Annotated in this window: 10 protein-coding genes and 6 tRNA genes; 12 read left to right on the top strand and 4 right to left on the bottom strand. The window is 67.7% G+C overall.

The window, feature by feature from the left end:
• Window positions 1-180 precede the first annotated feature (180 nt).
• The 9 genes from AAID08_RS22795 to AAID08_RS22835 all read left to right on the top strand — a co-directional run bounded on the left by AAID08_RS22795 (window position 181) and on the right by AAID08_RS22835 (window position 4,894).
• Window positions 181-256 (top strand) — tRNA-Ala (locus tag AAID08_RS22795).
• A gap of 79 nt (window positions 257-335) precedes the next feature.
• Window positions 336-411: transfer RNA gene (locus tag AAID08_RS22800), tRNA-Glu, on the top strand.
• A 76-nt stretch (window positions 412-487) separates the two neighbouring features.
• Window positions 488-564: transfer RNA gene (locus tag AAID08_RS22805), tRNA-Asp, on the top strand.
• A gap of 103 nt (window positions 565-667) precedes the next feature.
• Window positions 668-743, top strand: a tRNA-Ala gene (locus AAID08_RS22810).
• A 45-nt stretch (window positions 744-788) separates the two neighbouring features.
• Window positions 789-864: transfer RNA gene (locus tag AAID08_RS22815), tRNA-Glu, on the top strand.
• An 82-nt stretch (window positions 865-946) separates the two neighbouring features.
• A tRNA-Asp gene (locus AAID08_RS22820) sits at window positions 947-1,023 on the top strand.
• A gap of 229 nt (window positions 1,024-1,252) precedes the next feature.
• On the top strand, window positions 1,253-2,743 hold the full coding sequence (locus AAID08_RS22825; protein WP_054500972.1) for a helix-turn-helix transcriptional regulator: 1,491 nt from the start codon (window positions 1,253-1,255) through the stop codon (window positions 2,741-2,743).
• A gap of 247 nt (window positions 2,744-2,990) precedes the next feature.
• Window positions 2,991-4,004: a biotin synthase BioB gene (bioB, locus tag AAID08_RS22830; protein ID WP_054500971.1), complete on the top strand. Its 1,014-nt coding sequence runs from the start codon at window positions 2,991-2,993 to the stop codon at window positions 4,002-4,004.
• A 2-nt stretch (window positions 4,005-4,006) separates the two neighbouring features.
• Window positions 4,007-4,894, top strand: coding sequence for an EamA/RhaT family transporter (locus AAID08_RS22835; RefSeq protein ID WP_395757836.1), 888 nt, complete (start codon window positions 4,007-4,009; stop codon window positions 4,892-4,894).
• A 13-nt stretch (window positions 4,895-4,907) separates the two neighbouring features.
• On the opposite strand, the gene AAID08_RS22840 is transcribed toward AAID08_RS22835, so the two are convergent.
• On the bottom strand, window positions 4,908-6,323 hold the full coding sequence (locus AAID08_RS22840; protein ID WP_064522671.1) for an MFS transporter: 1,416 nt from the start codon (window positions 6,321-6,323) through the stop codon (window positions 4,908-4,910).
• A gap of 89 nt (window positions 6,324-6,412) precedes the next feature.
• Window positions 6,413-6,916, bottom strand: a complete 504-nt coding sequence (locus AAID08_RS22845) for a peroxiredoxin (protein WP_395756914.1) — start codon at window positions 6,914-6,916, stop codon at window positions 6,413-6,415.
• A 230-nt stretch (window positions 6,917-7,146) separates the two neighbouring features.
• Here AAID08_RS22845 and AAID08_RS22850 point away from each other — a divergent pair, with 230 nt between their 5' ends.
• Window positions 7,147-7,572 (top strand): hypothetical protein, encoded by a 426-nt coding sequence (locus AAID08_RS22850; protein WP_054500969.1) that lies wholly within the window; start codon window positions 7,147-7,149, stop codon window positions 7,570-7,572.
• An 845-nt stretch (window positions 7,573-8,417) separates the two neighbouring features.
• On the opposite strand, the gene AAID08_RS22855 is transcribed toward AAID08_RS22850, so the two are convergent.
• Window positions 8,418-9,302, bottom strand: coding sequence for a dienelactone hydrolase family protein (locus tag AAID08_RS22855; RefSeq protein WP_054500968.1), 885 nt, complete (start codon window positions 9,300-9,302; stop codon window positions 8,418-8,420).
• Window positions 9,303-9,364: 62 nt separating this feature from the next.
• Window positions 9,365-12,922, bottom strand: a complete 3,558-nt coding sequence (locus tag AAID08_RS22860) for a DUF748 domain-containing protein (protein WP_395756915.1) — start codon at window positions 12,920-12,922, stop codon at window positions 9,365-9,367.
• 325 nt (window positions 12,923-13,247) lie between these two features.
• On the opposite strand from AAID08_RS22860, the gene moaC reads away from it, so the two are divergent.
• Complete coding sequence (gene moaC / locus AAID08_RS22865; protein ID WP_049075645.1) at window positions 13,248-13,736, top strand: cyclic pyranopterin monophosphate synthase MoaC; 489 nt, start codon at window positions 13,248-13,250, stop codon at window positions 13,734-13,736.
• A complete protein-coding gene (locus tag AAID08_RS22870; protein ID WP_006386671.1) occupies window positions 13,717-13,968 on the top strand; it encodes a MoaD/ThiS family protein in 252 nt (83 codons plus the stop codon). The genes moaC and AAID08_RS22870 overlap by 20 nt, the downstream gene beginning before the upstream one ends.

The following is a 13,968-nucleotide window of genomic DNA, read 5'->3' on the forward strand; positions in this document are numbered from 1 at the left end:
GCGACTTCAATGCAACTTTTTCGTTTTTTGCACCCAACCGACTTGCACGCCGAAATTAGTTCGTGCATAATCTCGTTTCTTCGCCAACGGCACTAAACAAAACCGGCAACGAGATACGAAAAACGACCGCGAAAGCGATCGGAAAAAACGTAAAACGTGGCAGGAGTTGATTAGAAGAACGGGGGTATAGCTCAGCTGGGAGAGCGCTTGCATGGCATGCAAGAGGTCAGCGGTTCGATCCCGCTTACCTCCACCAGTCCAAAGCGAAGAGTAGTAGAGCAGGAAAACTCGCGGTAAAACGCGCAGTAAAGACAGCAAGTCGACAGCAAGTCCAAGTCCCCTTCGTCTAGAGGCCTAGGACATCACCCTTTCACGGTGAGTACAGGGGTTCGAATCCCCTAGGGGACGCCAGTTCACTGGCAGCAGTACAGAGTTTTGTAGTACCAAAGTGCAGTTGAAGTGACACAGTAGTTGAGTAAGCCGCTGCGGAGCGGTAGTTCAGTTGGTTAGAATACCGGCCTGTCACGCCGGGGGTCGCGGGTTCGAGCCCCGTCCGCTCCGCCAAAAGCGCTCTACGCAGTGCCTTTCAAGAGCTCCGTCCCTGGAGCTTTTTGCATTTATAGGGTGTAAGCCTTGTTGTTTGCAGGTTGGAACAGCAGGGATTCTGGGGGGTATAGCTCAGCTGGGAGAGCGCTTGCATGGCATGCAAGAGGTCAGCGGTTCGATCCCGCTTACCTCCACCAGTAAAGCAGTAAGTAGTACAGTAGTTCGAGCAGTTGCAGTTTCCGGTCCCCTTCGTCTAGAGGCCTAGGACATCACCCTTTCACGGTGAGTACAGGGGTTCGAATCCCCTAGGGGACGCCAGTTCGCTGGCTCGCCTACCGGATCTGCGAAGCCGTCCTGACAAGATGGTGCGCTGCCAAGTGTTGTTGTTGTAGACCGCTGCGGAGCGGTAGTTCAGTTGGTTAGAATACCGGCCTGTCACGCCGGGGGTCGCGGGTTCGAGCCCCGTCCGCTCCGCCAAGCACTTGCGTGCATCCCAGCAAGCCGCAAGATCCAGTTGTTCCGCAGGAGTCTTCCTGCACTGCGCCAGAAAGCGCCCGCCAAAAGCTCCGGATTCCGGAGCTTTTTTGCTTTTCGCGGCGACCCGCGCCGAGACGCCCGTTCCCCCTTCTCGTCCGTTTATCCTCTAGACAGGCCGCGCCGCGCAACGCATCCTGTGCGCTTGTGCCAGCCAAGCCAAGAGGCCCACGTGACCGCCAGCAACGCCGCTCCACACCCGCATCGCCAACACCTGCAACGCATCATCGCAGGCCTGAACGAAGGCATCATCCTGCTCGAGGCCGATGGCGTCATCGCCTGGGCCAACGCCAGCGCACTGGCGCTGCATGGGATCGACACACTGGAGGCGTTGGGCAACACACCCGCGGGCTACCGCAAGCGTTATGCGCTGACCTACCGCAATCACCATCGCGTTCCCGCCCGGCAGTATCCGCTGGATCGATTGGCCGCGGGCACGGCATTCGACGATTTGCTGCTGGACCTGACGCGCAAGGACGATCCCGACTTCCTGCGCAACATCCGGGCGCGGGGCCTGCTGCTGGAAGACGACGGCACGGACTATCGCGTGCTGATCCTGGACGACCAGACCGAAGCCTTCAATGCCGAACAGCGCTTCGAACGCACCTTTGCCGCCAATCCCGCGCCGGCGCTCATCTGCCGGCTGTCCGACCTGCGCTACGTGAAAGTGAACCAGGGCTTCCTGGACATGACGGGCCTGACGCGCGAGGCGGTGCTGGGCAAATCGGCCTACGAACTCGACGTGCTCGATGGCGGCGAGGACAAGGAGGACGCGGTGGCCAAGTTGAACGCGGGCCTGACCATCACCCAGCGCGAGGGCGTGCTGCGGCTGGGCGACGGCGGCGCCAGGTTCGTCATCGTCGCCGGCCAGCCGATCGACATGCAGGACGAGCCGTGCATGCTGTTCACCTTCATCGACCTGGAAAAGCGCAAGCGCGCCGAGGAAGCCCTGCAGCAGAGCGAGGAACGTTTCTCCAAGGCGTTCCGGCTGGCGCCTGTGCCGATGGCGCTGTGCGACGGCGAATCGCTGCGCGCGCTGGATATCAATGACGCGTTCGCGCAGGCCGTGGGCGTGTCGGCGCAGGACGGCGCGGGCCAGGAACTGACCACGCTCGGCCTGCGCCCGTTCGACGGCATGGCCGACAGCCTGGCGCGCGGCGAGAGCATCCGCAACCGCGAAGCCGCGCTGGCCACGCCGGACGGCGCCGTGCTGGCTTGCCTGGCGTCGGCCGAGCCGGTCATGATCGGCGACGAGCGCCGCGTGCTGCTGGTGATGCAGGACATCTCCGAACGCAAACGCAGCGAAACCGAGCTGCTGACCGCGATCGAGGCGGTGATGCAGGACACCTCATGGTTCAGCCGCGGCATCATCGAGAAGCTGGCGCAATTGCGCGCCCCGGCGCCGGCGGCGCGCGACGTGGCCGAGCTGGCGCAACTGACCGCGCGTGAGCGCGAGGTGCTGGGCCTGCTGTGCCAAGGCCATGACGACGACGATATCGCCCGCCAGTTGCGCCTTTCGCGCAACACGGTGCGCAATCACGTGGCCACCATCTACAGCAAGATCGGCGTGCATCGGCGCAGCGCGGCCATCGTCTGGGCCCGCGACCGCGGTATCACCGGCCATGAGAAACCCCGCCCCCGCGGCAAGTCCGGCGCGGGCTGACATCGCCCGCCCGGATTTACAAATTGAATCAAAATAATCGGGGTATCGCGCTGCGCGGAGATGCCGCCGCGTTCGATTCCGTCCGCCTCCAAAAAGCGCGATTTCCAGCAAAACACCAGGCAACTCCCCGCCAAAATCCGCATTGCGCCCCAGATTGCGCAAACCCTGCGCAGGTTCTTACGATCCGCCGATCTAGCCGCCCTCCACGGGGCCGGCGAGAGCCCCGCAAGCCTTCTGGAGCCCGTTGATGCAGACCGCCTACATTCCCGTTCCCAAGCCGCCCAAGGCGCAGCCCGCGCCCGCCTGGAGCAGCGCCGCAGTGATGGCGCTCTATGCCCTGCCGTTCATGGACCTGGTATTCCGCGCCCAGCAGACGCACCGCGCCCATTTCGACCCCAACGGCATCCAGCTCTCGAGCCTGCTGTCGATCAAGACCGGCGGCTGTCCCGAGGACTGCGGCTATTGCTCGCAGTCGTCGCGCTACGACACCGGCCTGGAAGCGGAAAAGCTGATGCCGCTGGACGAGGTGCTGGCCGCGGCCCGCGCCGCGCAGGCAGGCGGGGCGCAGCGCTTTTGCATGGGCGCCGCCTGGCGCAGCCCCAAGCCGCACCACCTGGAGGCCGTGGCCGAGATGGTCAGCGCGGTCAAGGCGCTGGGGCTGGAGACCTGCGTCACACTGGGCATGCTGCGCGAAGGCCAGGCCGAACAACTCAAGGCCGCCGGCCTGGACTACTACAACCACAACCTCGACACCTCGCCCGAGTTCTACGGCAAGATCGTCACCACCCGCACTTACCAGGACCGCCTCGATACGCTGGACCGCGTGCGTGGCGCCGGCATCAACGTCTGCTGCGGCGGCATCGTCGGCATGGGCGAATCGCGCCAGGAGCGCGCCGGCCTGATCGCGCAACTGGCCAACATGGAGCCCTATCCCGAGTCGGTGCCGATCAACAACCTGATGCGGGTGGAAGGCACGCCACTGGCCGACGCCGAGCCGCTCGATCCGTTCGAGTTCGTGCGCACCATCGCCGTGGCGCGCATCACCATGCCGCGCGCCGTGGTGCGCCTCTCGGCCGGGCGCGAGGCCATGGATGAGGCCATGCAGGCGCTGTGCTTCATGGCCGGCGCCAACTCGATGTTCTACGGCGACGTGCTGCTGACCACGGGCAATCCGCGCATGGAGGCCGACCAGCGCCTGCTGCAACGCCTGGGCATGCGCATCGACGCCGGCCAGCACACGCACCAGGACCTGTCGGCGTGACGCTGACTCCGGGCCTGTCCTACCTGCTGGCCAGCGTCACCTGCAGTGTCGCCGTGGCGGCGATGCTGAAGCTGGCGCGGCGCTGGCAGGTGGACGTGCGCCAGGCCATCATGGCCAACCACGCCGTGGCCGCCCTGCTCTGCTGGGCCGTGCTGCGGCCGGACCCCGTGGCGCTGCTGACACCACAGACGCCGTGGCTGGTGCTGGCGGCGCTGGGCGTGCTGCTGCCCAGCGGCTTCATAGCGATGGCGCTGGCCGTGCGCCATGCCGGCGTGGTGCGCAGCGACGCCGCGCAGCGGTTGTCGCTGTTCATCCCGCTGCTGGCGGCGTTCCTGCTGTTCGGCGAGCCGGTCAGCGGCCGCAAGCTGGGCGCCATCGCGCTGGCCTTCGCCGCCCTGTTCTGCCTGTTGCGGCGCCCCGCGCCCGAGCCCGAAGCGGCCACGCCGGCGCGCGATACGGACACGGCCGGACGCCGCGCGCCGTGGCTGTGGCCGTTGTCGGTGTGGGTGGCCTATGGCGTGGTCGACATCCTGTTCAAACAGGTGGCGCGCGCCGGCACCGGGTTCGCCGGCGGCCTGCTGCTGGCGTTCGCGCTGGCCAGCGCGCTGATGCTGGCCTACCTGCTCTGGCGCCGCGCCCGCTGGGCCCCGCGCCATCTGGCGGCCGGCGTGGCGCTGGGGGTGGTGAATTTCGGCAACATCATCACCTATATCCGCGCCCACCAGGCGCTGCCCGAGCATCCCGCGCTGGTGTTCGCGTCCATGAACATGGGCGTGATCACGCTGGGCACGCTGGTCGGAGCACTGGCGTTCCGCGAACCCCTGACGCGCCTGAACGGCGTGGGCCTGGCGCTGGCGCTGGGGGCCATCCTGCTGATGACCCCGTGGTGAGCGCCCCCGGCGCTCAGGTGCCGGTGCGGGGCTGCCGCGCCGCCTGATCCTCGGCATCGGGCTCGGCCCGCGCCGGCTCGGCCGTGGCGGTCATGGCCGCGATGGGGGGATCCACCGCGCCGGCGCCTTCCACCGGCGCCGAGGCAGGCGCGGCCGAAGGCTCGGGTTGGACCATCTCGATGCCGATGTCGTTCTCCACATCGACCCGCGGGTCCAGCACCGCGGCGGCCGGCGAACTCTGCAGCGTGTCCGGCATCGGCACGAAATGCACCGGCGCTTCCTCGACCTGATGGGCGCCGGTGACGCGCGTCGGGCGCACCTGCCACACGAGGATGAGCGCGCAGGCCGAGATGAAGACGTAATACATGCTGGGGCCGGCCAGCGACATCAGCAGGCCGGCGATCATCGGGCCGACGCAGGCGCCGACGCCGTAGGTCATGAGCAGCACCGCCGACAGGCTGACGCGGCGCTCGGATTCGACGTGGTCGTTGGCGAAGGCGGCGCCCAGCGGATACAGGGTGAACTGCAGGATGCCGAAGACGCAGGACATGGCCACCAGCGCCCAATAGGGCAAGGTCAGCCAGCCCCACATGACGGTCGGCAGCACCACCAGCAGCAACGCATTGAAGCGGATCAGGCCGGCGCGGTTGATGCGGTCGGACAGCCAGCCCATGGGCCATTGCGACAGCAGCCCGGCGGTGACGGCGGCGGCCACGAACACGGCGGCCTGCGAGGTCGTCAGGCCGTGCTTGGCGCCGTACACGGCCGCCAGGCCATAGAAGGCGCCGGACAGGTTGCCGGCCACGAACAGCACGGTCATGGACAGCGGCACGCGGCGCATGAAGAAACGGATGTCGAGCGCGGCCGGCAGCGGGGTCGGCGGGTGCGAGCGCGCCGTGACGGCGATGGGCACCAGGCACAGCACCAGGCACATGGCGACCAGGGTCAATGGCCGCAGGTCGAGCGTGGCGTAGGCGGTCAGGGCCAGTTGCCCCAGCACCGTGCCCAGGCCGGACACCACCATGTAGACGGAGAACACGCGCCCGCGCTGGTGGTTTTCGGTCTGTTCGTTGAGCCAGCTTTCGATGACCATGAATTCGGTCACCATGACAATGCCCGAGATGACGCGGAACACCAGCCACAGCGGCATGGAGTCGACCAGCGTCTGCGCCAGGATCATGCTGGTGGCGACGGCGGCACAGGCAACGAAGGCGCGGATGTGGCCGACGCGGATGATGAGCTTGTGCCCCAGCCGCGCGCCGCACACCAGGCCCAGGTAATAGCCGGCGATCAGGGCGCCGATCCAGATCTCGCTGACGGACTGCGCGGTCAGCCTCAACCCCATGTAGGTGTTGAACAGACCGGTGCCGATGAGCATCAGCAGGGTCGCGAAATAGAGCGACGAGAAAGAAGAGAGGGTTGCGAGCATGGCGTCTGGCTACCTCTGCCGGGAGGTAGCGGCGCGGACCGCCAGGGCGGCCCGCGCATTGAGCGATGAAACGGGAACTGCGCGGGAAATCAGAGTTGCGACAACAGGGTCGCGGCGTCGCTGACTTCGAACTTGCCGGGGCCTTCGACGTTCAATTGCTTGACCACGCCGTCGACGATCAGGGCCGAATAGCGCTGCGAGCGCACGCCCATGCCGCGCTGGATCAGGTCCAGCTCCAGGCCCAGGGCCTTGGTCCAGAGGGCGGAACCGTCGGCCAGCATGCGGACCTTGCCGGCGGTATTCTGTTCGCGGCCCCAGGCGCCCATGACGAAGGCGTCGTTGACGGACACGCACCAGATCTCATCGACGCCCTTGGCCTTCAGGGCGGCGGCCTGCTCGACGTAGCCGGGCAGGTGCTTGGCCGAGCAGGTCGGCGTGAATGCGCCGGGCAGCGCGAACAGGGCGATGGTCTTGCCGCGGGTCAGGTCGGCGACCTGGAAGGCGTTGGGGCCGAGCGAGCAGCCTTCGCTTTCGGTTTCGATGAATTCGGTCAGGGTGCCATCAGGCACGCGATCGCCGACTTTGATGCTCATGGGGAAATCTCCAGTGTTGGGGGTGTTGCATTGGGGCGGAGGTGCCCCACAGCCCTCATCATAGTTCGTGTCTGTTGCGCTTGCTGGCCCGCCGGACAGATCGGGAAAAAAACCCGCACAGTCTGAAACGACTCCACACGCGGGGCGGCGCGGGGTTCGTTGCCATAATGTGGGCGTGTTCAATGCCCGCGCGCGATGGCCGCGCGCGGGCGCTTTGCGGAGACAAACCGATGCGCAAGATGCTGATCGGCCTGGCCCTTACGATGGCCGTGGCCGCCCCGGCCTGGGCCGCGCCCGACGCGGCCGAGCAGGCCCAGTTCGAATCCTTCGTGGTGGCCGCGGGCGCCTCCAACGGCGCGGCCCGTTCGTGCGGGGCGTCGGAACCCGACCTGGCGCAGCACCAGGCGACCTCGCGCAAGAACCTGGAGCGGTATGCCAAGGAATATGGGTTTTCGGCGGCGGGGTATGACGGGCTCTATCAGAAGGGGTTGGCGGATGGGACGCGGATGATGGAGGAGATGAAGCGGTCCGGCGTCGACGGGTGCCGGGGGGTGCTGGGGAGTTTTCAGAATGAGCGGGTGATTTCTTATGAGGACATGAAGGCGGCGTTGGCTGAGGTTAGTGATGGGTTGCCGGGGGAGAGTGCGGAGAAGTGATCGCTTTTTTGTGAGTGGGGGTTTGGGTTCTTGAGCCGCCCGGCGGGACGGCGCAGGCGGAGGGCGGGGCTACGATTGCGGTCCGGAGCGTTCGCTCCGGACTGCCCCGTCCTCAACCTCGTTGCCGCCTGCGGCGGCTGCCTACGGTTTCCGTCGGGCGCATCTACACGCCCCGCCCTCCGCCTGCGCCGTCCCGCCGGGCTCATGATGTCTTGGTGCCCGCGGTGCTGGGGCGAATGGGGTGCTTGGCGTGGTTGGCCACGTCAACGGGGGTGGGAGGAGTTTGCGGGGCCCGCCAAAAGGCGGCCGCGCGGGCGGCCTTTTTTGGCTTACGCGGGGTCTTGCAGGCCAGGATGAACGCTGCGCGCGTGGGCAGGCTTGGCTTTGAAGCTTGTGGAATTGGCTTTGGAGCTTTTGGGCGCCTGGCTTTGAAACTGCGTCGCGCGTTCACGTTCCCGTGCGACATGAAGGGTCGCGGCGCTTGACCTGTATCTCCCTCGTGCCGCGCCCTCCCCCCCGCGCGCAGCGCCGCTCTCACGACGCACAGCTAAAGCGTACGCCGGGACCGGCTGCCCGCGCAGCCGGTCCCGGCGGGCGACGCAAGATCTCTCCCCTCACCCCGCCCGAGCGGCCTCACCTATGCAGATGTCGGTAGCGCCTGGCGTCGGCCGGGCAGGCGGGGCGCAACCTCGATGCGCCCGAGGGAATCTGAAGGCCGTCGCCGAAGGCGACAACGAAGATGACGAGGGGGAAGTCCGGAGCGAAGGCTCCGGACCGCAATCGTGGGCGCGCCCCGCCTGCCCGGCCGACGCCAGGGGCGGCCTACGAAGAACAACCGCAACGCCTCAACCACCCAACCCATTCTGCTTGAACCAGTCCAGCATCCTCTGCCAAGCCTGCTCCGCCTCGGCCTTGCGGTAACTCGGCCGATAGTCGGCGTGGAAGGCGTGGGGGGCTTCGGGGTAGACGTCGATGCGGGAGGCCTTGGCGGCGGCGGGGCCCTTGGCGAGTTCGATGCGCATCTTGTCGACGTCGGTCTGGGGGATGCCGGCGTCCTTGCCGCCGTAGGCACCCAGGACCGGGGCCTTGAGGTCGTTGACCAGGCTCAGGACCGATCGGGGCTTGAGTTCGCTCGGGTCGCCGCCCAACTGGCCGTACCAGGCGGCGCCGGCCTTGAGCTTGGGGTTGTGGGCGGCGTAGAGCCAGACCTGGCGGCCGCCCCAGCAGAAGCCGAGAATGCCGAGCTTGTCGTCGCTGCCGCCGTGGGCGGCGGCCCAGGCGACCGTGGCGTCGAGATCATCCCGCACCTGCTTGTCGGGCACCTTGCTGATGATCTCGGCCTGCAGCTTGGGGATGTCGGTGTATTTGGAGGGGTCGCCCTGGCGCGCGAACAGCTCGGGCGCGATGGCCAGGTAGCCCAGGTGCGCCAGGCGGCGGCAGACGTCCTGGATGTATTCGTGCACGCCAAAGATCTCGGACACCACCAGCAGCGTCGGCAGGTTCTTCTTGCCGGCGGGCGCGGCGCGGTAGGCGGGCATCTTGCCATCGGCGGTGGGGATGTCCACCTTGCCGGCGGTCAGGCCGCTGGCGTCGGTCTTGATGGCGGTCTGCGCGACGGCGGGGCCGGCGGCCAGCGAGAAGCCGGCGGCGACGGTGGTGGCGATGAAGCCACGGCGGTCCAGCTTGAGGGGCGGCAGCAGGCTGTCGAAATGCGCGTCCTGGTCTTTCATCATGCATCTCCGGGCAAGGGACGGCCGCCGGACGCGGCCGCGTCCTGGCGAACCGCCGGGGTTCACTTCAGGGAGAAGTCCACGCGCGAGGGCAGGCCCTCGTCCTTGATGCCATCGGCGTCCAGTTGCGGGGCAACGATGAACACGCGATCCGCGAGTCCTTCCTGGGCTTGCAGCTTCTCATACACCGCTTGTGCGCGCGCGTCGGCCAGTTGGCGCAACTGTTCGTCGCCCACCGGGGCCGCGGCGCGCAGCATCTCCTCCATCTGTTGCGGCGGCACCGACTTGGCCATGCCGATGAAATTGCGCGGCTTGTCCTTGAGGTCGGTGTCGTCGTAGACCTTTTCCAGGTACTTGGCGCGCTCGGCGCCCGAGACCTCGATGCCGGCCGGGTTCGGCTTCTTGCCGCGCGGGGCGACGTCGCGGGCCTTGGCCAGGCGGATCTGGGCGTCGACCCAGGCCTGGCGCAGGCCGTCCAGGTCGGTCTTGGGATCGGCGCGGCCGCTCAGGTCCATCTTGAGCGCGGGGCGATCGACCAGCGCCTTGGTCAGGGTGTCGATGCGCTGCAGCGTGTCATCGGTGAGCGCGGCGCTGCCGGGCGCGAATTCCACGTATGACAGTTCCTCGCCGCCGCCAAAGGCCGACGCCAGCAGGCTGAAGGGCGAGGTGACGGCCTTGACCACCAGGTTCAGCAGCACCCGCACGACGATGCCGCCGACCGAGAACTCGGGGTCGTCGAGCGACCCGGAGATCGGCAGGTTGATGTCGATGTTGCCGCGCGAGTCCTTCAGCAGGGCCACGGCCAGCAGCACCGGCAGCTTGGTGGCGTCGGGGCTGTTGGTCTTGTCGCCGAAGGTGAGCTGGTTCAGCACCACGTGGTTGGTGGCCAGCAGCGCGCGGTCCTTGATCTTGTATTCCAGGTCCACCGACAGCTTGCCGCGCTTGATCGGGTAGCCGACGTACTTGGCCGAGTAGGTGTTGAAGCGCGGCAGGTCAACGCCCTTGGCCGAGGCCTTCAGGTCAAGCGACAGGTACTTGGCGAACGGCTGCACCACGCCGCTGATCGACAGGGGCGCGGTGGTGTAGACGCGGCCGGTGACCTTGACCTTGGCGGGCTGCGGGTTGGTGGACGACACGGCCGTGATGGAACCGTCGATGCTGGACAGCTCGGCCACGTAGTTGGGCTTGACGAAGCGGTCGGTAAAGGTCATGCGGCCGCGCGTCAGCGTGACGCTGTTGAGCGAGATGTCGGGCATGCCCCCGCCCTTGGCCGCCGGCGCCGGCGGTTCGGCGCGCCGACCGGGGGTCTGCGTGTCCTGGGTGATGGAGCCGCCGGCCTGGCCGGGCGCGGCCACCAGGTCCATGACGTTCAGGCGGCCCTGGGCATTGAGCAGGATGCGGCCGTAGAAGTCGTCGAGCGCGATGTCGCCCAGGCCGGCGACGATCTTCTCGCCCGCCACCGAGACGTTCATGCCGGACAGGCCCAGGCGCTTCCAGTTGAGGAAGTCGTCCTTGTTGACGCGGTCCTGCAGGTCGACGTCGGTGATATCGACCCCGCCCTTCCAGCCGGCCTTCATCGGCGCGCTGCCGTTGGCGGCCGCGAATTCGGCGTCGCCCTTGGCGCCCAGTGTGATGGCGCGCACGGTGGCGTTCAGGCTGGAGGCGAAGTACGGCGCGAACGAGGCGACGTTCAGGCCGGACAGGTCGACCGACGTCTTGACGCTGAGCGGCTGCGGCGTGAAGGCGCCCTTCAGGTCGAGCTTGCCGCCGCCCTGGATGCCGGCCGCGGCCAGCGTGAAATTACTGGCGCCCGGGCCCATGGCCAGGCGGTCGGCGGTGACGACCAGTTGCTGCAGCGCGACGTCGAGCGCGGGATTCAGGGTTTCGTCGCGCGCCTTGAACTGGGCCAGCTCGGCGCGCACGCCCGTGGCGGACGCATCGATGACGCCGTTCTTGTCCAGCACGTGCACCTGCGCGGTCAGCCCGAGGCGGCCGTCCTGCAGCAGGATCGGCGACAGGCTGCGCACGGCCGGCGCGAACGGCGCCAGCGCGACGTTGCCCATGCGCAGCGCCAGCTCCAGCGACAGCGGTTGCAGCACCAGCGGGCCCTTGGCGCGGATCCAGCCGCCATCGGTGCTGTTGTCCACGGTCAGCCAGAGATTGATGGGTTCGCCCTTGACCTGCGGCAGCGCCACGCCCTCGACGGTGACGGCCAGGCCGGTCAGGGTGTAGTCGAGCTTGCTGATGGCGTCGGTGACGTAGAGCTCGCCTTCGTGGATGTTGAAGGCGTCCAGCGTCACCTTCCATTCGGCGGGCGCGGCGGGCTTGGGCGAGGCGTCGGCGGCGGGTGGCGCGTCGGAAGTGGCGGCCGCGGGCGAGGCGTCGTTGGGCGTGGAGGCGGCGGCCGGGGCCGCGGGCGCCGGGCTGCTGGCGGCGGCCTGGGCGGCCTGGGCGGCGGCCGCAGGGGCAGGCTTGGCGGCCTGGGCGGGATCGGTCGCGGCCGGCTTGGCGGCGGTCATCGCGGCGGGTTGGGCCGTCGGCGCCGGGCCGCCCAACTGCTTGAGCTTGTCGACCACGTCTTGCCAGTTCAGGCGCTGGTTGCTGTAGCGGCGCGCGTACACCTGCGGCGCCCACAGGTCGACGCCGCCCACGTAGACCTGGCGCGCGATCGGTTCGAGTTCGAGGCGGGTGACGGTCAGCGCGCTCCAGGCCGCCAGGCTCTCGCCGGCGCTGTCGCGCAGGTCGAACTGGCGCAGGCCCAGGTCGCCGACCACGCGGATCTTGGGCGGCGCGTCCTTGGGCTGCTCGAACACGACCTGCAGGTTCGAGTCGAGCAACGCGCGTTCGAGCTTGAACGGCAGCGGCATGGGCCAGACGTCGGCCCATTTTTCCAACTGCAGCCCGCTGAAGGCGACCCGCAGGGTCGACGACGGCACCTTGTCGAAAGGCCGCGCCACGCCGGTCAGGTCGAACGGGCTGCCGTTGATGCGCAGGTGCAGGCGCGGCTGCACGTCGATGTCGGTGGCGTAGCCGAAGGTGGAGATGAACGGCACGCCGATGGCCAATTCGTCCACCACCTGCTTGCGGCCGGTGACTTTGTCATCGAGCGTGATGACGCCGCCCTCGATCACCATGTTGTTCAGCGAGAAGCGCGGCAGGCCTTCATCGGCCTTGGGCGGCTCGTCCGGCTTGGGGGCCGTCATCTCGGCCACGCGCTGCTGCACGTCGGAGAAGTTGAAGCGGGTGACGTCCTCGCGCACGAGCGACAGCGTCGGCGAGCGCAGCGTGAAGCGGTCGACCACCGGCGCGAACCAGAACAGCGAGGTCCAGGCGGCGCTGACGTCCAGTTCCGAGGCCGTGAACAGGGGCGTCTGCGAGCCGGGCTGCGCCACGGCGAGATCCTGCGCGCGCACGGTAAGGGTGAAGGGATTGAAGGTGATCTTGCCGACGGCGACGTCGCGGCCCAGCATCTTGGCCACGTCCTGGGTCAGCACGTTGTGCAGCACCTTGGGCACCTGCCAGGCGGCGATGCCACAGAGGATCAGCGCCGTGGCCACGACGCCCAAGAGGATCTTGCCTAAGCGGCGGGTGAACCGGAACTTGGGCATCCGCAAGGGCATTGTGCGTCTCCTGGTACGAATCGAAGGCCATTATCGCGTCCTTCGAGCAAATTGGGGGGCTTTTTGCAACGCGGCATCGCGCCGCGGCGCCACAAGCGCAAATGCCCCCGCAGGGGCACGAAAGCGCGAGCCGGGCCAGCGCGGGGGCCCCTGGCGCGGCCTGAAAACCGGCCGGCGGGAGCGACGCCAAGGCCACGGCGGCCGCGCTTATCTTTCCTCAAAGCGCGGCGGGTGGCGGCTCGTCTATCATAGGCGCATCAGCGGCCCGCCACGGCCTGCCGGGACCGCTCTTTTCAATCATTAACAATTCTCGATCCCGATTCCCATGTCCACGCCCGCCCCCACCTTGAGCCACCTGGATGAAGCCGGCCAGGTCCGCATGGTCGATGTCATCGGCAAGACCGACACCGAACGCGTCGCCATCGCCACCGCCAGCGTCCGCATGAACGCGGTGGCCTACGGCCTGCTGACGCAGCCCGGCCAGGGCAAGGGCGAAGTGCTCAACACCGCGCGCGTCGCCGCCATCCTGGCGGCCAAGCGCTGCGCCGAGCTCATCCCCCTGTGCCACAGCCTGCCGCTGTCGTTCGTCGGCGTCGAATTCGCGCTGGACGACGCGGCGCACCGCATCGACATCCTGGCCACCTGCCGCACCAGCTACAAGACCGGCGTCGAAATGGAAGCCATGACCGCGTGCAGCGTCGCCGCACTCACCATCTACGACATGTGCAAGGCGGCCGACAAGGGCATCGTGATCGAACAAGTTCGCCTGAAGTACAAGGCGGGAGGTAAAAGCGGTGAATGGCGCAACGATTAATCTTCTGTACTTCGCCCGCGTGGCCGAACTGGTCGGCAAGCGCTCCGAAGCCTGGCCGGTCGACGGCGAGTCCACCGGTGCGCAGTTGCTGGCCGCGCTTGGCGAACGCTATCCGCAACTGGCCCCGGCCGGCCGCCTGAAGCTGGCCATCAACCAGACCCACGCCAAGCCGTCGGCGCCGATCCGCGCGGGCGACGAGGTGGCGGTGTTCGAACCCGTCACCGGAGGCTGA

It is taken from the genome of Achromobacter sp. EB05 (genome assembly GCF_044232075.1).
Taxonomy (GTDB): Bacteria; Pseudomonadota; Gammaproteobacteria; order Burkholderiales; family Burkholderiaceae_B; genus Achromobacter; species Achromobacter dolens.